This window comes from Rhizobium sp. YTUHZ045, assembly GCF_051124255.1.
Taxonomy (GTDB): Bacteria; Pseudomonadota; Alphaproteobacteria; order Rhizobiales; family Rhizobiaceae; genus Rhizobium.
Genome location: NZ_CP101433.1, coordinates 526,976 through 553,349, shown reverse-complemented (window position 1 = coordinate 553,349; position 26,374 = coordinate 526,976). Strand labels below are relative to the sequence as shown.

Annotated in this window: 24 protein-coding genes; 9 read left to right on the top strand and 15 right to left on the bottom strand. The window is 58.8% G+C overall.

The window, feature by feature from the left end; genetic code table 11:
• Nucleotides 1-145: 145 nt before the first annotated feature.
• The 11 genes from NMA58_RS24855 to NMA58_RS24805 all read right to left on the bottom strand — a co-directional run bounded on the left by NMA58_RS24855 (nucleotide 146) and on the right by NMA58_RS24805 (nucleotide 14,520).
• Nucleotides 146-2,014: a glycoside hydrolase family 15 protein gene (locus NMA58_RS24855; RefSeq protein ID WP_434713544.1), complete on the bottom strand. Its 1,869-nt coding sequence runs from the start codon at nucleotides 2,012-2,014 to the stop codon at nucleotides 146-148.
• Between the two features lie 7 nt (nucleotides 2,015-2,021).
• The gene (locus NMA58_RS24850) at nucleotides 2,022-2,804 is read right to left on the bottom strand and encodes a glucose 1-dehydrogenase (protein WP_434713543.1); all 783 of its coding nucleotides are present in this window, start codon (nucleotides 2,802-2,804) and stop codon (nucleotides 2,022-2,024) included.
• Between the two features lie 541 nt (nucleotides 2,805-3,345).
• Nucleotides 3,346-5,358: a methyl-accepting chemotaxis protein gene (locus NMA58_RS24845; protein WP_434713542.1), complete on the bottom strand. Its 2,013-nt coding sequence runs from the start codon at nucleotides 5,356-5,358 to the stop codon at nucleotides 3,346-3,348.
• Between the two features lie 450 nt (nucleotides 5,359-5,808).
• Nucleotides 5,809-7,704: an acetoacetate--CoA ligase gene (locus tag NMA58_RS24840; protein ID WP_434713541.1), complete on the bottom strand. Its 1,896-nt coding sequence runs from the start codon at nucleotides 7,702-7,704 to the stop codon at nucleotides 5,809-5,811.
• 273 nt (nucleotides 7,705-7,977) lie between these two features.
• Nucleotides 7,978-8,763 carry an SDR family NAD(P)-dependent oxidoreductase gene (locus tag NMA58_RS24835; RefSeq protein WP_434713540.1) on the bottom strand — a complete coding sequence of 262 codons (786 nt, stop codon included), beginning with the start codon at nucleotides 8,761-8,763 and terminating at the stop codon, nucleotides 7,978-7,980.
• On the bottom strand, nucleotides 8,760-9,860 hold the full coding sequence (locus NMA58_RS24830) for an NAD(P)/FAD-dependent oxidoreductase (protein WP_434713539.1): 1,101 nt from the start codon (nucleotides 9,858-9,860) through the stop codon (nucleotides 8,760-8,762). The genes NMA58_RS24835 and NMA58_RS24830 overlap by 4 nt, the downstream gene beginning before the upstream one ends.
• Nucleotides 9,857-11,278 carry an FAD-dependent oxidoreductase gene (locus NMA58_RS24825; protein WP_434713538.1) on the bottom strand — a complete coding sequence of 474 codons (1,422 nt, stop codon included), beginning with the start codon at nucleotides 11,276-11,278 and terminating at the stop codon, nucleotides 9,857-9,859. The genes NMA58_RS24830 and NMA58_RS24825 overlap by 4 nt, the downstream gene beginning before the upstream one ends.
• The gene (locus NMA58_RS24820) at nucleotides 11,275-11,520 is read right to left on the bottom strand and encodes a (2Fe-2S)-binding protein (RefSeq protein ID WP_434713537.1); all 246 of its coding nucleotides are present in this window, start codon (nucleotides 11,518-11,520) and stop codon (nucleotides 11,275-11,277) included. The genes NMA58_RS24825 and NMA58_RS24820 overlap by 4 nt, the downstream gene beginning before the upstream one ends.
• Nucleotides 11,521-11,567: 47 nt before the next feature.
• Nucleotides 11,568-12,467 carry a dihydrodipicolinate synthase family protein gene (locus tag NMA58_RS24815; protein WP_434713536.1) on the bottom strand — a complete coding sequence of 300 codons (900 nt, stop codon included), beginning with the start codon at nucleotides 12,465-12,467 and terminating at the stop codon, nucleotides 11,568-11,570.
• A gap of 14 nt (nucleotides 12,468-12,481) precedes the next feature.
• Nucleotides 12,482-13,360, bottom strand: a complete 879-nt coding sequence (locus NMA58_RS24810) for an SMP-30/gluconolactonase/LRE family protein (protein WP_434713535.1) — start codon at nucleotides 13,358-13,360, stop codon at nucleotides 12,482-12,484.
• Nucleotides 13,357-14,520, bottom strand: coding sequence for a CaiB/BaiF CoA transferase family protein (locus NMA58_RS24805; protein ID WP_434713534.1), 1,164 nt, complete (start codon nucleotides 14,518-14,520; stop codon nucleotides 13,357-13,359). Before NMA58_RS24805 ends, NMA58_RS24810 begins: the two co-directional genes overlap by 4 nt.
• Nucleotides 14,521-14,623: 103 nt before the next feature.
• On the opposite strand from NMA58_RS24805, the gene NMA58_RS24800 reads away from it, so the two are divergent.
• Together NMA58_RS24800 and NMA58_RS24795 are read left to right on the top strand one after the other, a co-directional pair.
• Nucleotides 14,624-15,964, top strand: coding sequence for an aspartate aminotransferase family protein (locus NMA58_RS24800; RefSeq protein WP_434713533.1), 1,341 nt, complete (start codon nucleotides 14,624-14,626; stop codon nucleotides 15,962-15,964).
• Between the two features lies 1 nt (nucleotide 15,965).
• Nucleotides 15,966-16,841: a 3-keto-5-aminohexanoate cleavage protein gene (locus NMA58_RS24795; protein WP_434713532.1), complete on the top strand. Its 876-nt coding sequence runs from the start codon at nucleotides 15,966-15,968 to the stop codon at nucleotides 16,839-16,841.
• A gap of 2 nt (nucleotides 16,842-16,843) precedes the next feature.
• Here NMA58_RS24795 and NMA58_RS24790 read toward each other — a convergent pair whose 3' ends face one another.
• Nucleotides 16,844-17,575, bottom strand: coding sequence for an IclR family transcriptional regulator (locus NMA58_RS24790; RefSeq protein WP_434713530.1), 732 nt, complete (start codon nucleotides 17,573-17,575; stop codon nucleotides 16,844-16,846).
• A 136-nt stretch (nucleotides 17,576-17,711) separates the two neighbouring features.
• On the opposite strand from NMA58_RS24790, the gene NMA58_RS24785 reads away from it, so the two are divergent.
• From NMA58_RS24785 to NMA58_RS24775, 3 genes are read left to right on the top strand one after another with little or no spacing between them, the layout of a single operon-like run.
• Nucleotides 17,712-18,320 carry a hypothetical protein gene (locus tag NMA58_RS24785; RefSeq protein WP_434713528.1) on the top strand — a complete coding sequence of 203 codons (609 nt, stop codon included), beginning with the start codon at nucleotides 17,712-17,714 and terminating at the stop codon, nucleotides 18,318-18,320.
• 15 nt (nucleotides 18,321-18,335) lie between these two features.
• Nucleotides 18,336-19,004 carry a protocatechuate 3,4-dioxygenase subunit beta gene (locus tag NMA58_RS24780; protein WP_434713527.1) on the top strand — a complete coding sequence of 223 codons (669 nt, stop codon included), beginning with the start codon at nucleotides 18,336-18,338 and terminating at the stop codon, nucleotides 19,002-19,004.
• Nucleotides 19,001-19,549 (top strand): gamma carbonic anhydrase family protein, encoded by a 549-nt coding sequence (locus tag NMA58_RS24775; protein WP_434713525.1) that lies wholly within the window; start codon nucleotides 19,001-19,003, stop codon nucleotides 19,547-19,549. The genes NMA58_RS24780 and NMA58_RS24775 overlap by 4 nt, the downstream gene beginning before the upstream one ends.
• 249 nt (nucleotides 19,550-19,798) lie before the next feature.
• Here NMA58_RS24775 and NMA58_RS24770 read toward each other — a convergent pair whose 3' ends face one another.
• From NMA58_RS24770 to NMA58_RS24760, 3 genes are all read right to left on the bottom strand, one after another.
• Entirely contained in the window at nucleotides 19,799-20,599 is an 801-nt protein-coding gene (locus NMA58_RS24770) for an amino acid ABC transporter ATP-binding protein (protein ID WP_434713523.1), read from the bottom strand.
• 52 nt (nucleotides 20,600-20,651) lie between these two features.
• The gene (locus tag NMA58_RS24765; protein WP_434714342.1) at nucleotides 20,652-21,551 is read right to left on the bottom strand and encodes a transporter substrate-binding domain-containing protein; all 900 of its coding nucleotides are present in this window, start codon (nucleotides 21,549-21,551) and stop codon (nucleotides 20,652-20,654) included.
• A gap of 71 nt (nucleotides 21,552-21,622) precedes the next feature.
• Nucleotides 21,623-22,384 (bottom strand): SDR family NAD(P)-dependent oxidoreductase, encoded by a 762-nt coding sequence (locus NMA58_RS24760; RefSeq protein ID WP_434714341.1) that lies wholly within the window; start codon nucleotides 22,382-22,384, stop codon nucleotides 21,623-21,625.
• Between the two features lie 176 nt (nucleotides 22,385-22,560).
• On the opposite strand from NMA58_RS24760, the gene NMA58_RS24755 reads away from it, so the two are divergent.
• The 4 genes from NMA58_RS24755 (at nucleotide 22,561) to NMA58_RS24740 (ending at nucleotide 26,295) form a co-directional block, all read left to right on the top strand.
• Nucleotides 22,561-23,226: an amino acid ABC transporter permease gene (locus tag NMA58_RS24755; RefSeq protein WP_434714340.1), complete on the top strand. Its 666-nt coding sequence runs from the start codon at nucleotides 22,561-22,563 to the stop codon at nucleotides 23,224-23,226.
• Nucleotides 23,227-23,230: 4 nt separating this feature from the next.
• A complete protein-coding gene (locus tag NMA58_RS24750; protein ID WP_434714339.1) occupies nucleotides 23,231-23,887 on the top strand; it encodes an amino acid ABC transporter permease in 657 nt (218 codons plus the stop codon).
• Between the two features lie 83 nt (nucleotides 23,888-23,970).
• Nucleotides 23,971-24,702, top strand: a complete 732-nt coding sequence (locus NMA58_RS24745) for a GntR family transcriptional regulator (RefSeq protein ID WP_434714338.1) — start codon at nucleotides 23,971-23,973, stop codon at nucleotides 24,700-24,702.
• Nucleotides 24,703-24,708: 6 nt separating this feature from the next.
• Nucleotides 24,709-26,295: an FAD-dependent oxidoreductase gene (locus tag NMA58_RS24740; protein ID WP_434714337.1), complete on the top strand. Its 1,587-nt coding sequence runs from the start codon at nucleotides 24,709-24,711 to the stop codon at nucleotides 26,293-26,295.
• Nucleotides 26,296-26,374 lie beyond the last annotated feature (79 nt).

Below are 26,374 nucleotides of genomic sequence, written 5' to 3'. Positions count from 1 at the left end.
TGATCGCTGCAGCACGTCCAGAAAGCAGCACGCTCCTGCGGGTCATGGAGGAAAAGGCTTCGGCCCTATTGCCTTTCGGTCGGGCCGATCAGTCACAGCGCAAAGCTGCGGATCGAGGAAATCCGGCAAACCGCAGCGGTAAAGGTCATTCCCGAACCTCACCGGAAGTGGGATGTTTCGGAGAAACCTTGGTTGGCTTGCTCGGTGCGGTCTTCCGGGCGCGCTGCCGCGCCGGACCTCCAGCGCTAACAAGATTATGTGCCGTATTGATCAGCCCGATGTGCGAGAAGGCCTGCGGAAAATTGCCGAGCAGGCGGCCCGTGGCGGCGTTATATTCCTCCCCCAGCAACCCGAGATCGTTGCGAAGGTCGAGCAAGCGATCGAACAATTTCCGGGCATCCGCCCCGCGGTGAGCGAGGACATAGGCGTCTGCCAGCCAAAAGCTGCAGGCTAGGAATGCCCCTTCGCGGCCACCGACCCCGTCGTCGGTCTTATCGGTCGAGTAGCGCAGGACCAGCCCGCCCTCCAGCAGCTCCCGCTCGATCGCTGCGATCGTGCCGATGACACGCGGATCGTTGGGCGGCAGGAAACCGACCTGAGGCATAAGCAGCAGGCTCGCATCAAGTGTATCCCCTCCGTAATATTGGACAAAACTGTTCTTTCCGGCGTCGAAACCGTTCGTGCAGATATCGTCGTGAATCTGCTGGCGCAGCTCACGCCATTTGGCAACCGGTCCTTCGAGACCGTATCTCTCGACGCCGATGACGGCTCGGTCGAAAGCAACCCAGGCCATCAAACGAGAGTGGGTGAACGCGCGCGCCGGACCACGCACTTCCCAAATTCCGCGGTCGGGAATTCGCCATGTGCTTTCCAAATGCCGCAGCAGGACCTTTTGCAGCCGCCAGGCCTCGTCGTGCGGCTGAAGTTCGGCATCGCGGGCCGCATGGAGGGTGTCGATCAACTCGCCAAAGACGTCGATTTGCACTTGCTCAGCTGCCTTATTGCCAATCCTGACCGGACTACTTTTCTCAAATCCTTCCAGCCACGGCACCTCGACCTCGGGCAGCCAGCGCTCGCCCCCGATCCCGTACATGATCTGGAGTTGATCGGGAGAGCCGGCTACTGCGCGAAGCAGCCATTGCCGCCAGTCTTCCGCTTCCTTGCGATATCCTGAATTCAACAGCGCGTAGAGCGTCAAGGCGGAATCACGCAGCCAGCAGTAACGATAGTCCCAATTGCGCGCGCCTCCGATCTTCTCGGGAAGCGAGGTCGTGGGCGCGGCGATAATGGCCCCCGTCGGCGCGTAGATCAGCATCTTGAGTGTGATGAGCGAGCGGACCACCGGCTCGCGCCAAATGTCCGGCATGTCCTCAAAACTCCCCCTCTTGACCCATTCGCGCCACCAAATTGCTGTGCGTCCCAGCACCTCGCGACGGTCGGCAACGAAGCGGGGCTTCTCGTTCGAAGGGTGGTAAGACAATGTCAGCGGTACGCTTTCACCTTCGGTCACGCGGAAACGTGCGCAGGTCTTCATGTTGCGGCCTTCAAGCGGCAAAGCAGTATGCAGTTCAACCGCGTGAGGACCCGCGACCGCGCTTAAGCCGTAATCCTTACGCCGGACCCAAGGTACTGCCTGGCCGTTTTCGAACCTTAGAACGAGTTCCATATCCATTTCGACCGTGCCGGAGACACCCGTCACGATGCGGATCACGTCGAGTGTGCGATCCGGCTCGCTGACCGGCATGAAATCCATGAGGGTGACGGCGCCCGTAGGCGTCTCGAAACGAGTTTCTAGGATCGCGGTGTCGGGAAGGTAACGTCGGCTCGTTCTTACCTTTCCTCCGACGGGGGCGATCTTCCAACGGCCGTTTTCAGGCGTTCCGAGAACCGCTGCAAAACAAGCAGGGGAGTCAAACCGTGGGAGACAGAGCCAATCGATTGACCCGTTCTTGCCCACGAGTGCCGCAGACAGCATATTGCCGATCAGCCCGTAATCTTCGATGCGCCTGACCATGTCTCATTCAACCACCGTGCGCAAAGGCAGGATAATCGGTCATACCCCCATCGACGAAAACTGTCGTCCCGGTAACGTAGCCGGCGGCCTCCGACGCAAGCATGATGGCCATATTTGCGATATCCTCCGGCTGGCCTATACGCCGCAGTGGGATTTTGGTCAGCAAATCGTTATAGCCCTCGGCATCCTGCCAGACCGCCTGATTGATCGGAGTGCGGATCGCTCCCGGGGCGATGCAAAGGACACGCACACCATGCGGCGCTGCCTCCTGTGCCAGCGATTTGGACATCATAGAAACGCCCGCCTTGCTGGCCGTATAAGCGCTGTAGCCGGTCCAGCCGATGACCTCATGAACACTGGTGGTGTTAAGCACGACGCCGGATCTCTGCGCGACCATTCGTTTCAGCGCTTCGCGCGTACACAGGTAGGTTCCCTTTAAGTTCACATCGATGACCTTACACCAGGCTTCGACATCACCTTCCCAGCCAAGCGAATAGCTCCCGTCGATTCCAGCATTATTAACGAGAATATCGATGCCGCCCCATTCGGTGTCGATGGCACGGAACGTCGCCTCGACTGCTGCGGCATCGCTGATGTCCGCCATCACTCCGAAAGCTTGACCACCGGCGGCGGTGACCTCGGCAACGAGCGTGTCGGATTGCTCGGGGTTGGTCAGGTAATTGATCGCGACCCGTGCGCCCTCCGCGGCGAATGCCTTCGACATCGCAGCCCCAAGACCTGAGTTGCCTCCTGTCACGAGAACGCGCTTGTTTGCCAACCCGAGATTCATTGTGATTTCCAGTGAAATCGATTGAACGCGCGCCGCCAAGCGACGCAACAAGCCTTAACGCGGAACGGAAGAGCTTGTTCCTGACCGTGAGAAGCTTGGGAAAAGTCGACAACCATTGCGAAAGAACGTCCCCTGGCAGGAGGGGCGGGTTTGCTGCAGCTGGCATTCCGCTTAGCAGGTGCGGGAAGCGCACCAGGTGGGAATGAGGGCTTCCCAGCTCCTGGCAGTTCCTGCAAGCAGTCGATCGGCCTTCCTTGCGCGGCTCTGGGATCGGCCGACGTGTTTCGAAGGTCGATTGCCGAAGCTCAGCACATGACGCCTGAGACCGCAGATCGATTAGAGGTTGCTCAGGAGAAGCTTCGGCGATGTTCGAATGGGTGACATCGTCTATGAGATAGACGGCCCCACAGAGCCAAAATTGGACGCCAGAACGCACTCGGCCTGCAAGCAGGCGCTCGGACATGACGTCCAGAGCCGCTTGCCTGATGCCTCGTCTGAAACATCGGAAATCGAGACAAGACGCGCTTTCACCTCGAGTTCGCTACCGCGTTCTATGGCCGATGGCATTTGCTAACGTCTGATGAAGCGCCCGCGCGGGAGAGGAGGAGGACGCGTGATAGCTTTCCGCGCCACCAACAACAGCCAGCATGCGCGGGCTTCCAGCTTCGACCTTGAATCGGGAGATCAGCCGGGATAGCGTCACGACTTCATCAGCCAACCTGTTGGTGCTAGCCGTTGCTTCTTCAACCATGGCCGCATTCTGCTGCGTGACCTGATCCATTTGATTGACGGCGGTGTTGACTTCGGAGAGACCGGTCGTCTGCTCCCGTGCCGCCGTCGCGATCGAATGGACATGGTCGTTGATCTTGGTCACCTGGGTCTGGATCAGTCCCAACGCGTCACCCGTTTCGGTGACCAGTCTGACGCCCGTCTGTACCTCGACGCTTGAGCGGGTAATTAGTTCCTTGATGTCCTTTGCGGCCCGCGCGGAACGCTGGGCAAGTTCGCGAACCTCTTGCGCAACGACCGCAAAGCCCTTTCCGGCTTCACCGGCGCGTGCCGCCTCAACCCCTGCATTGAGCGCAAGCAAGTTCGTCTGAAAAGCAATCTCGTCGATCACGCTAATGATCTGGCTGATCTCGCTTGAGGCCTGCTCAATGCGACCCATGGCGGCAACAGCATTGGTGACAACCACACTCGATTGATCGGTGCTCTTGCGTGCCTCGCCGACCATGTGGCTTGCTTCGGCTGCCCTGTCGGTGGAGCTCTTAACGGCTGACGTGATTTCTTCTAGGCTCGCTGCCGTTTCCTCGAGAGATGCGGCTTGCTGCTCCGTGCGCTTGGAGAGATCCCCTGCAGCATTGCTGAGCTCGGCAGTGCCGGATTTGATCGTATCTGTCGCAGCCGTGACTTCCGCCATCACTGTTCGAAGACCATCCATGGTAGCATTCACATCGCGCTTGAGCTCTCCGAACACACCCTGGAATTCGCCCTGCATTTCCTCGGTGAGGTCGCCCTGCGCGAGCGCCGCGACAACACGCTGCGTTTCACTGATACCTTGGTGAACGGAGGTCACAAGCTCGTTCACACTGGCAGCAAAGCGGTCAAGATCCGGGCTGTCGTATCGCGACGTAATGCGCTGCGTGAAGTCTCCGGCAACCGCCGCCGCAACGACGCTCGAAATGTTCGATGAAAGGTCTGCACTCTTCGCCTGCAAGGCGCTTTCTTGGGCGTTGAGTTGGCGCATCCGAATGCCGTTCTGCTTAAACACTTCTACCGCCCCGGCCATGTCGCCGATCTCGTCGATGCGATTTGCATATGGGACGGCTGTTTCGAGATCCCCATCAGCGAGCTGCTTCATGCTTGTCGTCAACTGCCCGATTGGTCGCGCAATCGCCCTTGAGCCAAAGATTGCAGATCCGACGAGTGTCGCAACGACCAGAAATCCCATTCCAAGACTTATCTGCAGCGATAAGCTCGACGCCGCCGCCATTTGTTGACCAGCGTCTTCGGCCTTTCCTTTGGCCGCCGTTACACATTCATCGAGCAGCGACCCAACTTCGTCGGCAATATCGAGCAGCTTGGCGTGGGCGACCTTTGCCTCATCAGGAATCTTGGATCCATCAGAGCCGGTCAACTGTGCGTCGACGGCTTTCGAAAGGCCCTTGAACTCGGTCATCCATTGGTCTGTCAATTTTGTGATCTTCGACACGCGATCCTTGTTCGCTTGAAGGGTGATATGAGAGCTCGCGCTTGTCAGATACTTAATAACGGACTCATGACGCTTGGCGACATACTCGCGCGCTTTCATCGCCTCGTCTGGGCTTCCGGCAAGACGCAGTTCCATCATGCCCACCAACATGCCGCGCAGTGACGCTTTCGCATCGACCAAGTCTCGTGAGAGAATTAACTGCGACCGGCCAAAATCCGAGCTCTCACTGACCGAATTGTCCCCGATCCAAACCGCTGCCAACAAGGCTGCGACCATGACAATGCCAGCTGCGGACATGGCGGTCATCTTGGCACCAATGCGGGCGAAAAGGTTTGATGGCATCCTACGCTCCTTATTGCGGGATGCCTGGCTCCCGGCGGACGTGTGGTTGTTCAGCTGGACAAGTCTGTTCCAGCAACACTGGCATTTCAGAACTTAGAACTGTGTCACGCTCAACATCGATGCGTTCATTAGGATTGTGACAAATTACTTAAATTTTTGTTGAGGCGTGGGAGCGAACACAGTGAGGCAAGTCTTAAGGCTGCGTGATCTTGAGCATCCGGGCGCCACGGATTGATTGGACGGTTTTCAAGTCGGTCGTCCGGCGCCAGACAACCAACTGGAGTTCAACCGGTCTCTTTGCTCTTAAAGGGAATCGAACCTGTGACACCTTTAGTCAAAAAGCTAATCCGCTAATAAATTGGTTTCGAGGCATAACGGCAATTTATGAAACTATTCGCATTGGTGACGAGGTGCCCATTTCTTTCGAGAAGGCAGCCATCCCACCAACCCTCAGACATTCAGCGCATCGAGTCCGGTATAAAGCTCCAGCGCTTCGGGGTTGGCGAGCGCCTCCTGGTTTTTCACCGGCCTGCCGTGAACGACCTCGCGCACCGCAAGCTCGACGATCTTGCCTGACTTGGTGCGGGGAATATCGGCAACCGCGATGACCTTTGCCGGCACGTGCCGCGGCGAGGCGCCGGTGCGAATACGCGCCTTGATCGCCTTGATGAGATCCTCGGTCAGCGTCACACCTGCCGCAAGGCGGACGAAGAGGATGACACGGACATCATCATCCCACTCCTGGCCGATGCACAGCGCCTCGGCCACTTCGTCCATCTGTTCCACCTGGTTGTAGATTTCGGCCGTGCCGATGCGCACACCGCCGGGGTTGAGCGTCGCATCCGAACGCCCATGGATGACGAGACCGCCATGCTCCGTCCATTCGGCAAAATCGCCGTGGCACCAGACATTGTCGAACCGGTCGAAATAGGCGGCGCGATATTTGGCGCCATCAGGGTCGTTCCAGAACATGACAGGCATGGAGGGGAAGGCCTTGGTGCAGACGAGTTCGCCCTTCTCGCCGCGCACCGGCTTGCCGTCATCATTCCAGACGTCGACCGCAAGACCGAGGCCCGGCCCCTGGATCTCGCCGCGCCAGACCGGCTGCAGCGGGTTGCCGAGCACGAAACAGGAAACGATGTCGGTGCCGCCCGAGATCGAGGCGAGCTGTACATCTTCCTTGATGCCCTCATAGACGAAGGTGAAACCCTCGGGCGACAGCGGCGAACCGGTGGAGGTCATCAGCCGGAGGCTGGAGAGATCGTGGCTTTTGCGCGGCGTCAACCCGCCCTTGCGCACCGCATCGATATATTTTGCCGAGGTGCCGAAAATCGCGAATCTTTCCGCCTCGGCATAGTCGAACAACACATTGCCGTCAGGTGCAAAGGGCGAGCCGTCGAACAGGCAGAGCGTGGCTCCGCTGGCGAGCCCGCTGACCAGCCAGTTCCACATCATCCAGCCGCAGGTGGTGAAGTAAAAGAGCTTCTCGCCTGCCTCCAGGCCGCAATGCAGCCGGTGCTCCTTGAGATGCTGCAGCAGTGTGCCGCCGGCCGAATGCACGATGCATTTGGGCACACCGGTCGTGCCTGAGGAAAATAGGATGTAGAGCGGGTGGGCGAAAGCAAGCGGCGTGAAGGCGATCTCCTTGGCCTCGTAGGGCGCAATGAAAGCTTCCAGCGTCGAAGCCCCTGATGTCTTGCCCGCCACTGCCTCGGCATCGCCGGCATAGTGGACGACGATCGTGGGGACACCGAGGCTTTTCGCCACCGCGGCAACCTTCTGGCCTACGTCCTGCAGCTTGCCGGAATACCAATAGGCGTCGCAGGCGATGAACAGCCGGGGGCCGATCTGGCCGAAGCGGTCGAGCACGCCCTGCTCGCCGAAATCGGGAGAGCAGGATGACCAGATGGCGCCGATCGAGGCGGCGGCAAGCATGGCGGCGACGGTCTCGGGCATGTTCGGCATCATAGCGGCAATGCGGTCGCCCTTGCCGATGCCGAGTGCCGCGTAAGCCTGCTGCAGCTTGGAAACCAGGGCGCGCAGCCGGTCCCATGACCAGCGGTCTTCGGCTTTGTCCTCGCCGCGAAAGATCATTGCGTCCGCCTCGCCGCGGCCGGGCAGCAGGTTTTCGGCGAAGTTGAGCGTCGCGTCGGGAAAGAAGCGGGCGCCGAGCATGCTGTCGCCGTTGATCAGCTCGCGCACGCCCTTATCGCCACGCACGCCGCAGAAATCCCAAATCGCGGACCAGAAGGCGCCGCGCTCGTCGATTGACCATTGTTGGAATGCTTCATGGTCCGGCAGTTCAACTCCGTTCCTGATCGCGCAGAACTCGCGGAACTTAGTCATAGGGCTTTCGTCTATCGTGGCGTCCGACGGCGTCCATAGAGGTTGTGACATGACTAGGCTAACCTTATTTGAGATTCTACCTGCCCCTTAACGAGCAGTGCGCTATTGTTCGACTTGACTGGAATGGGGCCGACCGCGAGGCTCAGCACCTACTTCGCTTTTGGCGCGCGACAAGTCGTCGAACGGACCGCTGTTGCACCAGCCAGCAGCTCTCAGAACCTTGCTCTCTGCTTGATGTCATGAGGCAGAATCCCGTCTGTTAGTGAGTAAAAATCAGAAACGGCCGCAGTCGACCTTCATTTTGTCGCCTGTGATCGCCGAGCTGAGGCCAGAGGCATAGTAGAGCGCCGCGCGGCCCACCTCTTCGGGAGTGACCCAGCGTCTGAGCGCGGCTACATCGGTATAGTTCGCACGCTCGATCTCCTCGACGGTGCGGCCCTCGGCGTCGGCACGCCGTTTGAGGATACGGTCCATGTTCTCCCCCGAGACCGCTCCCGGCATCAGAGCGTTGACGCGCACATTCACTGGGCCCAGTTCGCGTGCCATGGTCTCCGTGATGCCGATTAGCGCGAATTTCGACGCCACATAGGCTGAACGCATGGGGTAGCCCTGAATGCCCATGAGGGAGGACATGTTGATGATCGAACCGGATTTTTGCGCGCTCATGATTCGCGCAGCCTCTTGCAGGCAGTACATTGCACCCACGAGATTGATGTTCATGCAGGCAACCCACTCAGCCATGTCAACGTCGGCCACCGGGGCGATCGGACCCGGGCCGCCGGCATTGTTGAGCAGAACGTCTACCCGGCCGTTGATCTTTAGCGCGCTTGCGAACATGGCCTTTACCTGCTCTTGCTCGGACACGTCACAAGCAATGGCATGGCCGCCAATCTCCGCCGCCACACGCGTTAGCGGCTCAATGCGGCGACCGACAACCACCACGGTCGCACCGGCATCCGCAAAAACCCTTGCGGTGGCCTCGCCTATGCCGCTACCACCCCCGGTGACGATGGCTAGCTTGCCCTCCAAACGGCAGAGTTCGGTCGAAATCTGGCTCATGAAGTTTCCTCATCAAAGTTTCGGGCGGGATCGAACAGGGGCAGTTCAGGCTGCCGACCCAATATGAAATCGCCCATCAGTTTGCCGATATAGGGACCAATGGTGAAACCGCCCCGGACGCAGCCCAGGACGAATGCGTCCCGTACTCCCGGCAGCGCACCAGCTAGGGGGTAGAAATCAGGCATGTTGGCCTCGAACCCCGTCCAGCTTCGCAGGATCCGTGCCTTGGCTAGCGCGGGTAGTGCATATTGCGCCAGCGCCAAGTTGGGTTGCAGGCTTTCTGCCATGACGTGTCCGCGCCCCTCCTGCGGCGTTCCGCTTCCCTGCCAGCCGCCGCCAATCAGAACTGTGCCGTTTGACTTTTGCTTCATGGTGAGCAGGCCGGTTGCGTGGCCTATCACGGTGGATACCAGGGGCGGCAGCCGCTCGGTCACCGACACCGTGTTAATCCGTGCCTGAACTGGCAAGTCCACGCCCAGCAGTGCCGCAACGGGTCTAAGCCAGGCTCCGGCGGCCAATAGCAGACGTCGCGCATGAACCAATCCGTCAGGCGTGGTCAGGGTAAAACCTTCCTTCCTGCGATCGACTGCACTGACCGGGCAACGTTCGCGATAGGCAATCCCGGCGTCGCACAGCCGCCGGCGGTAATATTGACCCGTCAGTGACGAATTGGCATAGCCGTCTTCGGGACAATAACTCGCGGCCAGTACCTTTCGGGTGAGGCCCGGCTCCGCCTCCCTGATTTGCCGATCTGAGACGAACGTGATAGGCGCCCCGGCCTCGGCCTTGAGTGTCTGGCGCTCATGCAGTAACGCCGCCTCACGTTCGGTGAATGCCAGGGTAAAGCCGCCGGTCTTGTGAAAGCCGACAGCATCGCCCATCGCTTCCCATTCGTGGTGACCCTGCAGCGCATAGGGCATTAGCCGGACGCGCTTAATTTGCAGGCTCAATGTGCCGGCATTCACGCCCGATGCCCCCTGTCCCAGATCGCCTTGGTCCAGAACAACGGGTTGCATTCCGCCTTCGGCCATACGAAGCGCGCTTGCGCACCCCATGATGCCGCCGCCGACGATGGCTATGTCATAGCTTTTAGTCATAGCGGTGCCGGTTTCGGAATTGGCAGGTCGGAATAGCTGAAGTCACCTGCGAGCGCCGCAACGGGCACCGGGCGCAGAGGTGGGCGCGGTGTAGGTGGCGGCACGTCGGCCTCGGCGCGGCCCTCAGCTTCAGCGATCATGCGGGCCACGGTGGTCTGGCAGAACTTGCCGCCGCAAGGTCCCATTCCAGCCCGTAGGCCTGATTTCACGGCGTTGGTACTGCGAGCGCCGCTGGTTATCTCTGCGGCGATATCCGTCCGCGAGAGGCTTTCGCATCGGCAAACGATGGTCTCCTCGGTGGTCAGCCGCGTGAGCCCCGCACGTGGAATGCTAAGGCTCGTCATCGCCATGCCAAAGCGAGCTGCACGATCAAAGGGCGCGCGCAGGCGATCGCGTTCTGCGCTCGTGTCGGCGCCCAGATGCTGAGCGGCGCTCAAACCGGCAAGCCGACCGTGAAGTTCCGCTGCGGCGGCTCCACGAATACCAGTGCCGTCACCGCACAAGAAAACATCAGTGAGGTGCGTTCCTCCGTCCGCAGCTTCACACGGCACCCAACCGCCCAATCCGAGGCTATACTCCAGCCCCAAACCTGCCAGCTGTGCGGCCTCGGTGGCCGGGATCAGTCCGTTGCCGATACACAGACTGTCACCGTCAATGCGACGCGCCGGACCAGTGGGCGACCAATCAGCGGTGAGCTTACGGAATTCAACGCCCGCGACCTGGGTTTCACCCTCAACCCGTGTCACAGCGTGGCGCCAGCATATGGGTATGCCGGCCAGGATCAAATCGGCGATCCAGCGCCCGCCGCGCAACAGCAGATCGGCGTGGGACAACATTGCCGGCAGGCAGCGCAGCCAGTCACCCCGGCTGTTAGGGGTAATTACGGCAGCTACCTCACCACCCAGACGGCGGATCTCAGTTGCAACGAAGAACACCAGCGGTCCGGTACCGGAGACGATGGTGCGCTTGCCCGGAAGAGCCATTTCCTGCTTGAATAGCGCCGTCGCCCCGGCCAATCCCAGCACCCCTGGCGTTGTCCAGCCCGGGACCGGCTGCACGAATTCGCGTGCACCAGTGGCGATGATCAAGGCACGCGCATGCAGAACTTCACTGCGTCCTTGCCGCAGCACGTAGAGAGTCGAGCCCTCCCCGCCGCGTTCGATTTGCCAGACCCGCGCCGCGCCGATATGGTTGACCAAGCTGTCGTCGATCTCCTTTCGCAGTCGATTTCCCGCCACCGTTTCAAGCGTAGCCGGAGCGTCCAGAATCGCTGTGCTCTTGGCGCGCCAGACCTGGCCACCTGCTGCGGGTTGCTCGTCAATCAGCGTAACGGAAAAGCCATGGCTCGCGGCCGCCAGCGCCGCGTTCGCACCGGCGGGCCCAGCTCCGATCACGGCGACGTCTGTATTTTGTATCATGGTTTCTGCCTTAGCGAGGTAACCGCCATTCCCTGCTCGACGGTATAGCGGCAGCTTTCGACCATTGTGCCGTTGATTCGCACGACGCATTCCTGGCACAGGCCCATGCAACAGAATGCCCCCCGCGCTCCGCCATCTGCCGGCGCATCGCGCAGGTGAAGATGGCCCGCCCGCATCAGCGCGACCACCAGGCTTTCGCCATCATGGCCAGAGACCGGGATATCGTCGAAGGTGAATTCCACCTTGGGCCTGCGTCGGATCCGGCTGGACTGATCGGGCGTAAGGCGCATTAAGAATAGCTGATCCCAAGCCGGTCGAAAGTGCGTTTGATCTTGTCGATGTCATCTACGGTTGCAGGCATGACCGGATCGCGCGGAACCCCGGCGGGCAAGCCAATCAGGTTTAACGCCGCCTTGAATGACGCGGGCCATGTGGCAGTGCCCATCAGCAATTCATAAAGGACGGTAAGTTGGTAGTGGGCGTGGCGCCAGGTCGGGTTCGGGGCACCGGCGCCGACGGCAGCCATATCGGACGGCTTTAGATCAGTGAATTCGGGCCCGGTTGCAATGAACCCTTTGGCCCCGAGCGCGAAGTTGGGAAGAATATAATGGCAAGGGCCAGTCATCACCGACATTTTTTCGCCGAGGCGCTGCAACAGATGCGTGTGATGGAAGTAGTCGCGCTGGCTTTCCTTGATGCCGATGACATTGTGGTTATTCAACAGGGTTTCAATCTGATCCACGCTCAATGAAAAGCCCATCCGGCGCGGCGAGTTATAAAGTACCAGCGGCTTGGCCGTCGCCGCCGAGACCTGGTCAAACCGCGCCATCAGCTCGGCCTCAGAAGCCTTCAAAACATAGGTCTGTGGCATCGACAGCAGCACATCGGCGCCATTTTCCTCGGCCGCTCTCACATAGGCCAAGGAAGCGGCGATAGTGGGGGCGGAAATTCCCATCATCACCTGCACACGGCTCTTTGCGGTATCTTTGGCCAGTCGCACCAGCCGGCCGCGCTCATCCGCCGATAGCGCCCAGCTTTCACCGTTGTCGCCCGCGATGCAGATGGTGGTCGCCCCGCGACCGATCAGGAACTCGAATAACTCAACAAACGCGTCTTCCATGATTTCGCCCGTATCGCTGAAGGGCGTGGCGATAGCGGGCACGTAGCCGTGGAGGTCTTCTTTTTTCATAGGTGTCGGATTCCTCACTCGGGAATGTCAATTGTGAAAACGGTGCCTGTCTGGGCATCGACAACGAAAAGGCGGGTCTGCTCGTCCGGGTGGAATGTCACGGAGGTTGTCCAAAGCCCTTCAGGCAAGCGGACTTCGGCAATCGCGTCGCCGTGCGCGTCGAAAACATAAGCTCGTCCGACCTGAGCCTGCGCCACGGCCAGCCAGCCTCTTGCGTTGCTGGCCAGCCCGTCCGGTCCCAACCCGCCAGAGAGTTGCAGGAACGTGCCCGCCATCGGCTGACCTGTCGCGGGAAGTCGGGTGGACAGCCGCCAAACCTGATTGGCGCGGGTCGCGGCAACATAGAGCCAAGCGCCGTCTGGCGACAGGCAAATGCCGTTGGAGTAGGGTACGCACTCGAGCAGCAGACGCATCTCGCCTGTGGCCGAGATGCAATAGACCCGCCCGCGTGGATCGCTCAGAGAGGTACGGCCACTATCGGTGAACCAAAGCGTCCCGTCCGCTCCGTAACACATGTCGGAAAGGCCAAGGAAAGGTTGGCCTCTCAGCCCGTTCGTCAACACGGTGTAGCTATCGTGCCCGGTTAGTTCAATCAAACCATGCCGATAATCCGCGGCAATGTGGCGGCCGTCCGGGGCAATGCGCATGGCATGGGGTTCTCCATCAAAGCAGTGCATCACCTCCCACGCCCCTTTGGGCGAGACCCGGAACACGCGGCCGTAGGGCACGTCCGACAGCCACAAGTTACGATCGTCGTCAAAGAAGGCGGCTTCGAGGAAAGAATGGATCGCCTGCCCGGGTCTGGTCATCTTTGCCCAGGATGAGGGCTCGCCTTTGTGGCGTAACTCTTCCGGCAAACAGAAGGCCGATTCCGCGGTCAGCCGGAGAGTCATTGCATTACCCCAGTGTTCTGAAGGGCTGCGATGGCTTCCGGACCATACCCCAGACTCTCCAAAATCTGGCAGTTGTCCTGCCCCAACTTGGGCGGGGCGCCGGTTAGCATCGGACCACCCAGGCTCATCCGATAGGCTGCCAGCGGCAGGGGGATCGACGGATCGGCGGGGGACGGAACGAAGTAGCCCCGCGCCGCGATCTGCGGCGAGGCAACGGCCTCCTCCAGTGGCAGGATCTTCTCGGCGGGGATGTCGGCGGCTTCGAGGATCGCCTGCCATTCCTCTGCATTGCGCCCCTGGAATATCGCCTCAAGCGCCGTGCGGATTGCAGCTGAGTGATCCTCAACATCGGTCCAATCGCGGATTTCAGCGAGAAGCGGAACAATGTGGCCCAGGGTCGCAAGGCACGCCCCGAGCTTGCGATATTGCGACGGCTTAAACGCGCCCAACATCAGACGGCCGTCCGCCGTGTCGTACATTGAAATTCCCGCCTCGCGGACCTTCGACTTTGCCTCGGGCGCCTGTTTCGCGGCGACTTCTGGCGCCATCAACGATAGCGACACCTCCAGCATGGACGCGCTGATATGGCATCCCTCACCCGTGCGCTCGCGTTGGAGGAGCGCAGCGGAAATCGCGAAAGCAGCGGAATATCCAGCCGCGTAATCAACAAAGGACACCCCCGGCTTCTGACCGCCGCATTGCGCGATAGCACCCGAGGTGGCCTGTATAGTATTGTCATAAGCGCCTTTGACGGCCCTTGGGCCAGTATCACCATACCCGGTCATTGAACAGTAGACGATGCGCGAATTGCATTTCCGCAAGTCGTCATATCCCAGCCCGAACCCATCCAAAACACCGGTCGAGTAGTTCTCCAGAAAAACATCCGCGGTTTCGACCAGCTTCAGAAGCGCCGCACGCCCCGCTCCGCCGCGGAAGTCGAGCGCTAGCGACTTCTTGTTGCCACCCTGCACTTGGTAGGTCAGGCCAATTCCCGCTGCATTCAATGTCGGTAAAGGACCGCGCCCGCGCGCGCAGTCGGGTGAATGCGGCAGCTCGACCTTGATCACATCCGCCCCGAGCAGCGCAAACTGATAGCCACAGAACGGCCCGGCAAGAACCTGCGACAGCTCGATCACTCGAAGCCCGGATAATGCACTCATAACGATAAACTCCGTATTCCGCCCTGAGGAGGAATTCGCTTGAGTCCTCTCACGATGTTTAGTATACAAAACTTCGTTTTATATGCAAGACGGAATTGAAAGCATGTCCCACGTTCTGCACCGCTCCTTAGAAGCAGCGCTCCCAACTATTGTCGGAGGCGACGGAAACTTCCTGATTGATCACACCGGCAAGCGCTACCTGGATGCGTGCGGGGGCGCGGCTGTGTCATGTCTCGGCCACGACAACGCAAGGGTCCGATCCGCCATCAAGGCGCAGATCGACAGGATCGCATTCGCGCACACCAGCTTTTTCACCAACGAACCGGCCGAAGAACTCGCAAGTTTCCTTGTGGCGCGCGCACCCGAAGGCACGGGCAACGGCCGAGTGATGTTTTTGGGCAGCGGATCTGAGGCGATGGAGGCGGCGCTGAAACTAGCGCGGCAGTATCATCTTGAACGCGGAGAAGCCGCACGTACGCGGATCATCGCACGTGCCCCGTCATATCACGGTAACACATTGGGCGCGCTGGCGACCGGGGGCCATGCTGGCAGGCGGGCACCCTTCCAGCCGCTGTTGTTGGAGGTCGATCACATCGACGCCGCCTACGAATACCGGATGCGCAAAGACGGCGAGTCCGAGGCCAATTTCGCTCGACGCATGGCGGACCTGTTGGATCAGCGCATCCGCGAACTTGGTCCCGACACCGTCATGGCCTTCGTGGCCGAGCCGGTGGTCGGCGCTTCGCTCGGTACGCAACCGGCGCCGGATGGATATTTTAAACGCATCCGCGAGATCTGTGACAAGCACGGAGTTCTGTTCATCGCCGACGAGGTCATGTGCGGCATGGGGCGCACCGGCAGCCTTTTCGCACTGGAACAGGAAGGAATCGCCGCCGATATAACAACTCTCGCTAAGGGTCTGGGCGCGGGATTCCAGCCGATCGCTGCTGTCATGGCGGCCGAAAGGGTCGTCGCCGCAATTCAGAAAGGCAGCGGACTGCTTTGGAACGGCCACACCTACATGTCGCATGCCGTCGCCACCGCCGGCGCACTGGCCGTGCAGAAGGTGATCGAGGACGCAAACCTACTGGAAAACGTCCGCGCGCGCGGCGAACAGCTGCGCGATGCGCTGAACGCGCGCTTCGGTCAGAATCCTAATATCGGTGATATCCGGGGCCGCGGTTTGTTCTGGACCATGGAATTGGTGCAGGACAAAGCCACCAAGGCGCCCTTCCCTGCTGCAGCCAGGCTATCGCAAAAGACCCAGAAAGCCGCACTGGACGTGGGCTTGATGTGCTACCCGGCACAGGGCTGCGCCGATGGGACGAATGGAGATCACGTCCTACTGGCCCCATCCTATACCTCGACCCCCGACCAGATCACGCTCATCGTTGATCTGCTCGCGCAAGCGGTCGAAACAGTACTCGGCGGGCTGGAGAAGTGACATGGTCAAAAAAACCATCCTGACAGCCGCTATCACCGGCAACCTGATGTCGCCGGAAAACAGCCCGCATCTGCCGGTCACGCCGAAACAAATCGCCGAACAGGCGCTGGACGCGGCCAAGGCGGGGGCCGCCATCTTGCATTTGCATGTGCGCGACCCCGAGACCGCCAAGGGCTCGATGCGGCTCGATCTCTACCGCGAACTCGTGGAGCGAATTCGCGAACAGAATGAGGAGGTCGTCCTCAACCTGACCACCGGCGAGGGCGGTCGCTTCATCCCGTCTGACGACGATCCGCAGATCGCAGCGCCTGGATCAACGCTTTGTGTACCCGAAAAGCGCGTGGCTCATGTCGAAGAGCTGCGCCCCCATATCTGCACGCTCGACTTCAACACTATGTGGTCGGGTCAGGCCAGTGTCATCAACTCGCCGCGTAACCTGGAGATCATGGCAGAACGGATTTACGCGGCAGGCGTCAAGCCTGAGATTGAGATATTCGATTCCGGCGATCTGCACATGGCGAAGGATTTTATCGCGCGCGGAATTATCAAGACACCGCTCATGGTGCAAATCGTGTTGGGCGTTCGCTTCGGCGCCGTGGCCAACACCGAAACGATGGCCTACCTGGTCAGTCAGTTGCCCGAGGGAACGCAATGGGCGGCATTCGGGATTGGGCGGATGGCGTTCCCGATGCTGGCACAGGCCTTTCTTCTGGGTGGCCACTGCCGGATCGGCATGGAGGACACAGCTTATATTGACAAAGGCGAACACTGCCGGTCGAATGCACAACTGGTGGAGAAGGGCCTTTCCATCATCCATAGCCTTGGCGGCACCATCGCCACCTCCGGCGAGGCTCGCGCGATCCTTGGCTTACGCTGATGTTAGCCCGGCCCGCTATATCCCATTTCACGCGAGATCTGCAGCGCGGTGGCCCGAGTTTCGGGGATGTAGAAGCTATGAAGACGGTCGAAATCGAAGCCGCTGTCTGGCCCCGAGATATTAATGCAGGCGACCACCTTTCCGCTGTTGTCGCGCACAGGAACCGCAACGCTCGATCCGCCAGGCTCCCGGAACCCGCGCGAGACGATATAACCTTGAGCGCGGACCTCATCGACACGAGCCTTGAGTGCTGCGGCGTCGGTCGGGGTGTGTTCCGTATAGGCGGTCATAACCTGCCCTTCGCAGAACTCCTCAAGCTCGGCATCGCTCAGCGCCGCCAGAAGACACCAGCCAATCGCCGATGCGTAGGCGGCAGTTCGTGTACCGGTTACCATATTCGACACGAACCCCGTTCGTGCCTGGTGGCTACCGAGATAAAGAACGTCGTGACCCTCAAGTACACTCAAATGGGAGCTGACGCCGGTTCTGTCCCGCAAATTCGCAAGGTGCGGCCGCGCGATTGTCGTGATCGGCAATTGATTGAGATAGGCAAAGCCAAGGTTCAAAACTCGTGCGCCCAGCGTATAGCTGTTAGCTTGCTCTGCCTCCTTGAGGAAACCCATCTGCCGCAGGGTATAGATCAGACGAAACACCGAGGACCGGCTCAGCTTCATCGCTTGCGAGATCTCGCTGAGCGGCATCGGCCTGCCTGCCTCGCCAAGGATCTCGAGCACCCGAAGCCCTCGGTGGAGCCCAGGGACGAAGTATATGGAATGATTGGGGGATTCGGTCATAGTTCGGACTGGTCTTTCGCCAAGGTGCCGGGCCGTTTTATATCCAAAACATCAGAGGTTCAACGGAGGAATGCAAATGACACCGCAGCATCGGGGAGAAAATGCCCTGAAACCCACCAACGAAGACACCTGCGGCCCCTACTTTCCGATCTATTTCGGGGATGAGAGCCTCGAAGATCTGACCTGCATCCATCCGGGCGTCATTGGCGGGGCGAGTGGGCAGCATGTTATCCTCCGCGGTCGCGTTCTGGACCGGCACGGAGATCTGGCCAATGGCGTCGTCATGGAATTCTGGCAGGCTAATTCTAAGGGGGTTTATCGCACCCCAATAACGGCAGGTCACCCAGACATCGACCCTTGGTTCTATGGATACGGCAGGCTCCGCAGTGTGAGCGGCGAATATTCTTTTCGTACTATCCTGCCCGGCGCCGCCGGCGGGCGGGCGCCGAACATCACGGTGACGTTGTTTTCGGACGGGATAAGCCGGATCGTCACGCAGATCTTCTTTGCCGACCAACCCGGCAACGACAAAGACCCGTTGTTATTGGGGCTGGACGATGCGGATCGCGCACGGCTGACCGCACGACCGGACGGGCGCACGGTGGACGGGGCGGAGGTCTATCGTCTCGATATAGTGATGGCCGGGGAGAATGAGACCCCGTTCTTCGATGATTTCGCAAGCTGATAGGAGGATGCTCACATGACACAGCTAGGACGGCAGCTCGGCATTGGGCCGACCGACAACACCTCGGATCAGCGGACCCCGCGCAAGCGGCTACGTCTGATCCCCGCGGCGGCACGCGAAAGCTTCGTGCCTTGCGTGCCTGCGCGAGTGCTGACCCGCCAGAACGAATGGGACATGACCCGCATTTCGCCGGACCTTACCCGCGCCGACGGCGTTCCAATCGAGGTCACCGGCACCGTGCGGTCCGAGAGCGGACGGCCCTTACGCAACACGCTGTTGGAAATCTGGAACGCCAATCACTATGGGCGTTATCGGCATGTCGAGGATCACTCGGGGCTGAAGCTCGATGAGCGCTTTTTGGGCATGGGCCGGGTGCTGACCGACGACGACGGCAATTATCGGTTCTGGACTATCAGCCCTGGAGCTTATCTGGCCCGCCCCGACATCGGGCGCTGGCGGCCTAAGCATATCCATCTGTCGGTTAGCGGCGGCTCGGCTCGGCTGATCACCCAAATGTACTTCCCGGACGAACCCAATAACGTTACCGATCCGATGGCTATCCTGATGGGAGACGCGTTCGAGCGGAACATTGGCAAACCCTATGACACGCCCGGGCTCGATGTGGAAAAGGGCTACAGGTTCGATATTGTCGTCGGCGGCCGCAACGCGACTTTCTTCGAATGAGTGCGCCATCAAACCTTTATGCGCTGGGGGATCACTCCCCCAGCCTTCCGCCGGACGGCGATATTTGGATCGCGCCAGATGCGCGGGTCATCGGACAAGTGACGCTTTCTGCCGGCACCTCTGTTTGGTGGGGATCGGTGCTGCGTGGCGACAACGAACCCATCGTCATAGGAAGAAACAGCAACATTCAGGAACATTGCGTCCTGCACGTCGATCCTGGGTATCCGCTGACCATCGGAGCGGGCTGTACGATCGGGCACAAGGTTATGCTGCACGGCTGCACCATTGGCGACGGCAGCCTGATCGGTATGGGAGCCACTGTCCTCAACGGCGCCCGGATCGGCCGGAATTGCCTGATAGGGGCCGGAGCACTGGTGACCGAGAGGATGGACATCCCCGACGGATCACTCGTGGTTGGAATGCCGGCTAAAGTCAGACGCCCACTGACGCCCGAGGCGATCGAGGGGATGGCGCGGACAGCGAGGAAGTATGTCTGGAACAAATCGCAGTTCCAGGACCATCTAACGCCGCTCCCCCGGATCTGAAGGTTACATGCCGACAAGAACCGGTTTGGACGACCGATCCAGGCGTCTGATCCTGTGCGACAAGTCTTGGGCCTATGGGCAACAAACCGGCGGACGGCCTCGGTCATTCGGCGCCGGTGTATCGAGCAGGATGTACATCAGCCAACACCAGGTACCGACACCTTCCTTGTTCCGCTACTGCATTGCCCCTTGAACCATAGGACAAAACTTATGATTTCGGCGCCCATTCGGTACCTGTCTTAATGGGCTTTAGGCAATCTCCGATAAAAATCGTTTTGCGCGCTCGGTCTTTGGATTGTCGAGGAAATTGCTTGAAAGCCCCTCCTCGATGATTTCGCCGCTTTCGAGAAAAACGATGTGGTTGCCGACAGCGCGTGCAAAACCCATTTCGTGGGTCACGACAACCATGGTCATCCCTTCTTTGGCAAGGTCCTGCATTACCGCCAGCACACTGCCTCGCAATTCCGGATCAAGGGCGGAGGTGGGCTCGTCAAAGAGCATTGCCAGCGGTTTCGTCGCAATTGCACGCGCAATGGCAACGCGTTGCTTTTGTCCACCTGATAGCTGCCCAGGAAAATGCTCCTCTCTTTCGGCTAATCCCACCTTTGCAATTTCTTGGCGGGCGATTTCGCGGGCTTCGTCTTTGGATTTTCCCTTGGTGTGGATGAGGCCACACATAACGTTTTCCAGAACGGTCATATGCGGGAAAAGATTGAAGTGCTGGAAAACCATCCCGGTTTCGCGACGAAGCCGCTGAAAATCACCCTTGTAGCGGCGTTCTTTCGAACGTGTACCGTGATAGGTACGGGCGTCCCATTCCACCGATCCGACTCGTAAGTGCCCCTCATCAGGAATGGTAAGTAGGTTGAGGCACCTCAAGAGTGTGCTCTTGCCCGAGCCGCTGGGACCGAGCAATACAACCACATCACCCTCCAGAACGTTTAGCGAAACGGAGTTCAATCCCCTGACATGGGGGAGGTCAGGACTGGGAAACCATTTGCTGGCATTGTGCAGTGAGATGACAGTTTTTTTATTCTCGGCGTTTTCCATTTTTCCGCTCCTTATAGAGCGGGGCGACACGACCGGCCGCCCCATAAGGGTATTAGGCTTCCACGCGAAGCGGGCTACCACCCGGGCCGACGGCAAGATAGGGCAGGCCTGCAGCAATCGCATCCTTGCCGACATACTCACGGAACACGGAGTTGAGGATGCCGCCGGCGGCATTGAACAGCAGCCAGTTAGTCACGAACATGTACATCTTCATATCTCCCGTCGGCATGAAGAAGGTGTTGTGATCGACGTAAGCAGGCCCCTTGCCGATAATTGCCAGGTCGACGCCCTGCTTCTTGGTGTTCACGATGGTAAACAGCGATTGCAAGGTCGCGTTCGCACGGCCCGACATGACCTCGCCGATCGCGCCGGTCTGGTCCGGGAAAACCGACACGGTTGCCTTCGGGTAAAGTGAACGGATCTTTGCTTCCTGAGAGCTTCCCTGCAGAGCTGCGAACTTGAAGTCAGACGTGTTCATTTCGTCAAACGTCAAATCTGCCGCCTGCCGTCCGACGACGTAGACCGGTTGGAAGGTAACGGCACAACCTGCAAACCAGCCGCGTAGAGATCGAGACGGCAAGATCGTTCCGGTCGTCATGATATCGGCTCGGCCCGACTCCACGGCCGCGAACATCTGTCCAAAATCCATGTCCGCGAACTCGATCTGGATATCAGGAGAGATATCCTTGATCATTTGACGAATGAGGGCGATCTCGTAGCCGTCCGGCTCGCCCTTGTCATTGATATAGAGGTTGGGCGGGTATTTCAGGCTCGCCGCAACCACAATTTTCTTGGTGCGGATCGCTTTGTCGAGAACCGATTCCTTGGCATCCTGCGCGCTGACCGGTGTTGTCGCACCAAGAGCAACAGCCGCTGCGCCACCGGCAAACAGACCGGCAGTTAGGAGCGAACGACGGTTTGCCTGCATTCCATTATCTTGTTTCGTATCCATGAGCATTCCCCTTGTTGTTTCCACAATGAAATTTCCGGCCTGCAACCCACTCCTGTGGGGTGCAGCTCTTGCTAGGCGGTCAGTCCGCCATCGACTGTCAGCTGCGCACCATTCACGTAGCTAGCCTCTTCACTCGCCAAAAAGAGCGTGGCTCTGGCGATTTCCTCGTAAGTTCCGAGACGACCGAGAGGCACTGTCGGCGCGAAACGTTGGTCACGTGCGGCGATTTGGTCAGCTGACATTCGAGTTAAGCGATCGGCCATGACACTTTCGAGGACACCGGGGCAAATCGCATTCGCGCGTATCCCTTTTGGTCCATAATCACGAGCAATCGTGCGGGTCAGCATGATCAAACCGGCTTTAGAAACCCCATAGACGGACTCAGCGGTCGAGGCGCGCTGGCCTGCGATCGAGGCAGTGTTGACGATCACCCCCCTCCCCGCCTTCACCATGTGCGGGATCGCTTCTCGACAAAAAAGGTAAGCCGACTTGAGATTGATATCCAAAGCCTGCTGCCACGTTGTGGGATCTGTTTGCGAGATCGTCCCGGTGGGATTGATGCCGGCATTGTTAATCAGAACGTCGAGCGTTCCGAACCGAGACAGTGCCAGCGCAACGGCCACTTTGGAGGTTTCTTCCTGGGAGACATCACCAACAACCTCAACAACCTCTGCCTCCTCATGGCGCAATGCGAGGACGAAGCCTTCAAGCTGATCTTTTGCGCGATCAACAAGAACAAGCTTTGCACCCTCTTTCACCAATAACTGCGCAACGGCGCGTCCAAGGCCGCTCGCGACTCCTGTAACGATGACCGTTTTTCCTGAAAACCGCATTTCGATCCGCCCGTCCTACTTATTCATCGACCTTTTGCGATCGCCTGGGCGACATTTATGACCTAAACCTATCTGTCTTGCAATATGAAATCATATATGATGTTGACGGGACTGTCGGGCGGGCGTATCGATTAGGCACTCCGCAGAAGAAACCGAGCAATGAGAATGGAAACGTCATGAACCTGGATTTCTCGATTATCCTGGCGCAATGGCCGCGCTTCCTTTGGGGATTGGGTTACGACCTCTATTTCGCTTTGGCCGGCTTTGCCATCGGCTGCGTCATAGGGTTCATCTCCTACCTGGGTTCGGCCTCCCGGCTGAAACTTGCCCGAGCAGTGTCATACATTTACGTGCAAATCGTTCGCGGCCTGCCGATGTATCTTTTGCTTTTGTGGGTCTACTTCGGGATCGCAACAAAATTCGGTTTGGCTTTGACCGGATCACAATCAATTATCATTGCCATCGCGATTATGAGCTCGGCATTTGCCTCCGAGATCTTCAGGACCGGGTACAATTCGATCGATATCGGGCAGAGCGAAGCTGGCAAGGCCCTTGGTCTTTCCGACTACCGGATTAATCGTTCTATCCTGTTTCCACAGGTCATCCGCGTCGTGATTCCGCCCCTGTTAAACGTCTTCGTAATCTGCTTCAAAGCATCGACGTACGCGGCAGTGGTCGCTGTCCCGGAACTGATCTTCGCGGCCCAGGACATCAGTCTCAATCAATACAGGCCATTTGAGGCTTACATCTCGGTCGCAGTTCTGCTGATTGCAACGATGCTGGTTTTGTCTCTTCTGGTGAAAGTCGTCGAAAACCGTCTCAATGAAAGCAAAGGGGCTTAAGACGATGAATAGCTGGTACGCAGTTCTCAACCACCTGCCCGCCATGCTTTACGGGCTTCGGTTCACGTTCTTGATTGCAATCGTTTCGCTCGCGCTTTCAATGGTCTTCGGCGGGCTGATTGTTTCGCTTCTCAGGAGCAAATCCGCGGCCATCCGCGTCACTGGATTTCTCTACATCCAAATCTTCCGGTCGCTGTCGCCATATGTTTACGTTCTACTCGTGTATTTTGCGCTGGCCGGAGCGACCGGCTGGAAAATGGACCCGGTTACAGCGGCCATCATTTCCTTAACGCTATTGAACACCGCCTACGTAGCGGAAATCTATCGGTCCGTATTGCTCACCATTGACCGCGGCCAGTGGGAAGCGGCTGCCGCCATGGGTCTGTCGCACTGGAAAACCAATTCAATCGTCATCTGGCCGCAGGCGCTACGTACGGCAATTCCGCTCCTTCTGAACCAGTTCATCGTGATTTTGAAAGATTCCGCAATCGTCGGCGTCATCGGCGTCAAAGATATTCTCTACGTCGCCAACGCCCAGGCATCCATCACCTACAAGCAGTTCGAGTATCTGACTGTCGCTGGGGTGATCTTCATCCTGATCGTCTTCGTCCTATCGCGGCTGAGCTTGAACCTGGAGCGGCGGCTGGCCTGGAAGCACTAGCTCTTGCCGAAGCGGTCTGAAATCTTTACGCCGACAGGAAATCAAATCTGATTTTCAATTTGATCATCGTTGGAGAGTGACGCATGGCAAAGGTGGTGGCAGCCGCCACAGAGGCTAAAAGCAAACAGCAACTCGCCTACGATTATATCAAGGCCGGGATCGATCGCGGCCTCTATGCACCCAAACAACGGCTTGTGATCGACACACTTGCAAAGGAGCTGTCGATTAGTCCCGTACCGGTGCGCGAGGCCATACGCCGGTTAGAAGCAGAGAGCCTGGTCATCTTCAGTAAAAACTCCGGCGCGATCGTGGCCGGGGCTGATCCAGATCTCTGGGCCGAACAGATGGAGCTGCTGGCAGTGCTGGAAGGTTACGTGACCGGCGCCGCCGCGCCAAGAATTACGGCCGGCGATATCAAGGAGCTTCAAAAGATCAATGAACGCATGGCAGAGGCTCTTGCTTCTTTCGACCTGTCGGCCTGGACCCAGGGAAACCTGGATTTCCATTCCGTGATCAACAGGCGGTGCCCGAACGAAACAATCGTCGAGCAGATTGCGCAACTGCGCTCGCGAATTGCAATGATAAATCGCTTCATCCAACCGAGGACGGAAGCCACAATCCTGCATACGCTTGGAAAGGATAGCGGCAAGTCAACCCTTCACGGGCATGAGTGGATTATTGCTGCCTATATCGCCAAAAAGGCGCCTTCAGAGATCGAAGCGCATGTCCGCACCAATATCATTTCGCTCACAGTCGAAACACACCGTAATCTGGTCAACAATCATGATCGGCGAGTGAGCCGATCGCTGGGATAGAAAAGTATGCCAATTCGGGAATACGATGTCGTCGTTTTGGGAAGCGGTGGCGCTGGATTGATGACTGCGCTCGCTGCGGCCTCAAGGGGCCTTTCGGTGGGCGTCTTCGAAAAGACATCGCTCATCGGAGGAACCACAGCGATCTCGGGCGGCGGAATATGGATTCCAAATAACCATGTGATGCACGCGTCAGGTTTCGAGGACCGGGAAACAGACGGAGAAATTTATCTTGCTCGACTGACTCTCGGGGAAACCGAGCCCGATCTGCTGCACGATTTTTTGAAAGCAGGTCCCGAAATGTTGCGCTTCCTGGAGCGCCAATCCAACCTGCGCTTTTTTAGCGTCGATCGTCCCGACTACCATCCCGGGTGGCCTGGCGCACGCACTGGGCGTTCCGTCGAACCTTTACCTTTCCAGCCGGAGATGGACGGAACGCTGTTTCAGAAGCTGCGATATTCGCACTTGCGTCCGCCGATAACGTCGACGGAGGGGCGCAAGGGAGTGGCGCCAGAAATCATTGCGGAGCGTCGGCAACGCAACGTCCGCACGCAAGGTGCCGGCTTGGTGGCCGGGCTGGTGCAGGCTTGCGCCAGGCTTGGCGTGCAGTTTCACGTCGATGCCGCCGCGACAGCCCTGTCCTTCGAAGGTGGCTGTTGTATCGGCGTGGAAACCATTGCGGGCTCGGCGTCGGCCAGAGCGGGCGTGGTCCTCTCTACGGGCGGCTTCGAATGGAATTCCGCACTTGTCTCTGCCTATCTATCAGGATTCTCAAGCGCGCCGACCACACCGCCGGGCAATGAAGGAGACGGCCTGCGCTTTGCCCTCGAGGCCGGCGCAGCAGTCGCAAACATGACGGAAGCTTGGTGGACCGCCGCCTATCGTATTCCAGAAGACGTCCTTGATGGCAAGCCGTTGACGCGCAACATCGTCCGAGAATTGGCCTTACCCGGCTCGATAATGGTCAACCGGAAGGGCGAGCGCTTCGTCAACGAGGCGAGCTCGTATAATGATCTTGGCATGACCTTCAACGCGTTCGATCCGGGTTCGTTTTCCTATCCGAACCGACCCGCTTGGCTTATTTTCGATAACGCCTTCAAGACTCGTTATACGATCGCGTCTATCTCCCCGGCAGAGCCCGCTCCAGATTGGATGGTCACTGCGGGATCCATTGCAGAATTGGCCGACAAGCTTTGCATTTCGGCCGAAGGGCTGAGGGCAACGGTCGACCGATTCAATGCTTACGCTCTTGAGGGACATGATCTCGATTTTGGCCGCGGTGACGACGCGCACGGACTGTATTACGGGGATTCCCGACACCTTCCAAATGCGTGCTTGGCGACAATCGGCGTCGGACCATTTTACGCAGTGGAGATCTTACCCGGAAATAATGGAACAAAGGGCGGATTGAAGACGACTTCACGCGGCGAAGTCGTCCGCCACGATGGATCTTTGATCGGCGGGCTCTTCGCCTGCGGCAATGTTGCCGCAAGTATCTTCGGAAAAGGTTATCCAGGCCATGGTGGATCACTCGGGCCGATCCTGACGGCAGCTTACAAGGTGGGCATGGAAGTCGGCGCTAACTGGCCTCGATAAATGGCGCATCTATGACGATCGGCTCATTGCACTTCGCAGGAATAGGACCGCTTGTCGGACACCCATGAAGATGCCTGAC

Excerpts from the sequence above, each read along its gene's own strand:
- NMA58_RS24855 (WP_434713544.1), bottom strand. The coding sequence starts at position 2,014 with ATGGTCAGGCGCATCGAAGATTACGGGCTGATCGGCAATATGCTGTCT.
- NMA58_RS24850 (WP_434713543.1), bottom strand. The coding sequence starts at position 2,804 with ATGAATCTCGGGTTGGCAAACAAGCGCGTTCTCGTGACAGGAGGCAAC.
- NMA58_RS24845 (WP_434713542.1), bottom strand. The coding sequence starts at position 5,358 with ATGCCATCAAACCTTTTCGCCCGCATTGGTGCCAAGATGACCGCCATG.
- NMA58_RS24840 (WP_434713541.1), bottom strand. The coding sequence starts at position 7,704 with ATGACTAAGTTCCGCGAGTTCTGCGCGATCAGGAACGGAGTTGAACTG.
- NMA58_RS24835 (WP_434713540.1), bottom strand. The coding sequence starts at position 8,763 with ATGAGCCAGATTTCGACCGAACTCTGCCGTTTGGAGGGCAAGCTAGCC.
- NMA58_RS24830 (WP_434713539.1), bottom strand. The coding sequence starts at position 9,860 with ATGACTAAAAGCTATGACATAGCCATCGTCGGCGGCGGCATCATGGGG.
- NMA58_RS24825 (WP_434713538.1), bottom strand. The coding sequence starts at position 11,278 with ATGATACAAAATACAGACGTCGCCGTGATCGGAGCTGGGCCCGCCGGT.
- NMA58_RS24815 (WP_434713536.1), bottom strand. The coding sequence starts at position 12,467 with ATGAAAAAAGAAGACCTCCACGGCTACGTGCCCGCTATCGCCACGCCC.
- NMA58_RS24810 (WP_434713535.1), bottom strand. The coding sequence starts at position 13,360 with ATGACTCTCCGGCTGACCGCGGAATCGGCCTTCTGTTTGCCGGAAGAG.
- NMA58_RS24805 (WP_434713534.1), bottom strand. The coding sequence starts at position 14,520 with ATGAGTGCATTATCCGGGCTTCGAGTGATCGAGCTGTCGCAGGTTCTT.
- NMA58_RS24800 (WP_434713533.1), top strand. The coding sequence starts at position 14,624 with ATGTCCCACGTTCTGCACCGCTCCTTAGAAGCAGCGCTCCCAACTATT.
- NMA58_RS24795 (WP_434713532.1), top strand. The coding sequence starts at position 15,966 with ATGGTCAAAAAAACCATCCTGACAGCCGCTATCACCGGCAACCTGATG.
- NMA58_RS24785 (WP_434713528.1), top strand. The coding sequence starts at position 17,712 with ATGACACCGCAGCATCGGGGAGAAAATGCCCTGAAACCCACCAACGAA.
- NMA58_RS24780 (WP_434713527.1), top strand. The coding sequence starts at position 18,336 with ATGACACAGCTAGGACGGCAGCTCGGCATTGGGCCGACCGACAACACC.
- NMA58_RS24775 (WP_434713525.1), top strand. The coding sequence starts at position 19,001 with ATGAGTGCGCCATCAAACCTTTATGCGCTGGGGGATCACTCCCCCAGC.
- NMA58_RS24770 (WP_434713523.1), bottom strand. The coding sequence starts at position 20,599 with ATGGAAAACGCCGAGAATAAAAAAACTGTCATCTCACTGCACAATGCC.
- NMA58_RS24765 (WP_434714342.1), bottom strand. The coding sequence starts at position 21,551 with ATGGATACGAAACAAGATAATGGAATGCAGGCAAACCGTCGTTCGCTC.
- NMA58_RS24760 (WP_434714341.1), bottom strand. The coding sequence starts at position 22,384 with ATGCGGTTTTCAGGAAAAACGGTCATCGTTACAGGAGTCGCGAGCGGC.
- NMA58_RS24755 (WP_434714340.1), top strand. The coding sequence starts at position 22,561 with ATGAACCTGGATTTCTCGATTATCCTGGCGCAATGGCCGCGCTTCCTT.
- NMA58_RS24750 (WP_434714339.1), top strand. The coding sequence starts at position 23,231 with ATGAATAGCTGGTACGCAGTTCTCAACCACCTGCCCGCCATGCTTTAC.
- NMA58_RS24745 (WP_434714338.1), top strand. The coding sequence starts at position 23,971 with ATGGCAAAGGTGGTGGCAGCCGCCACAGAGGCTAAAAGCAAACAGCAA.
- NMA58_RS24740 (WP_434714337.1), top strand. The coding sequence starts at position 24,709 with ATGCCAATTCGGGAATACGATGTCGTCGTTTTGGGAAGCGGTGGCGCT.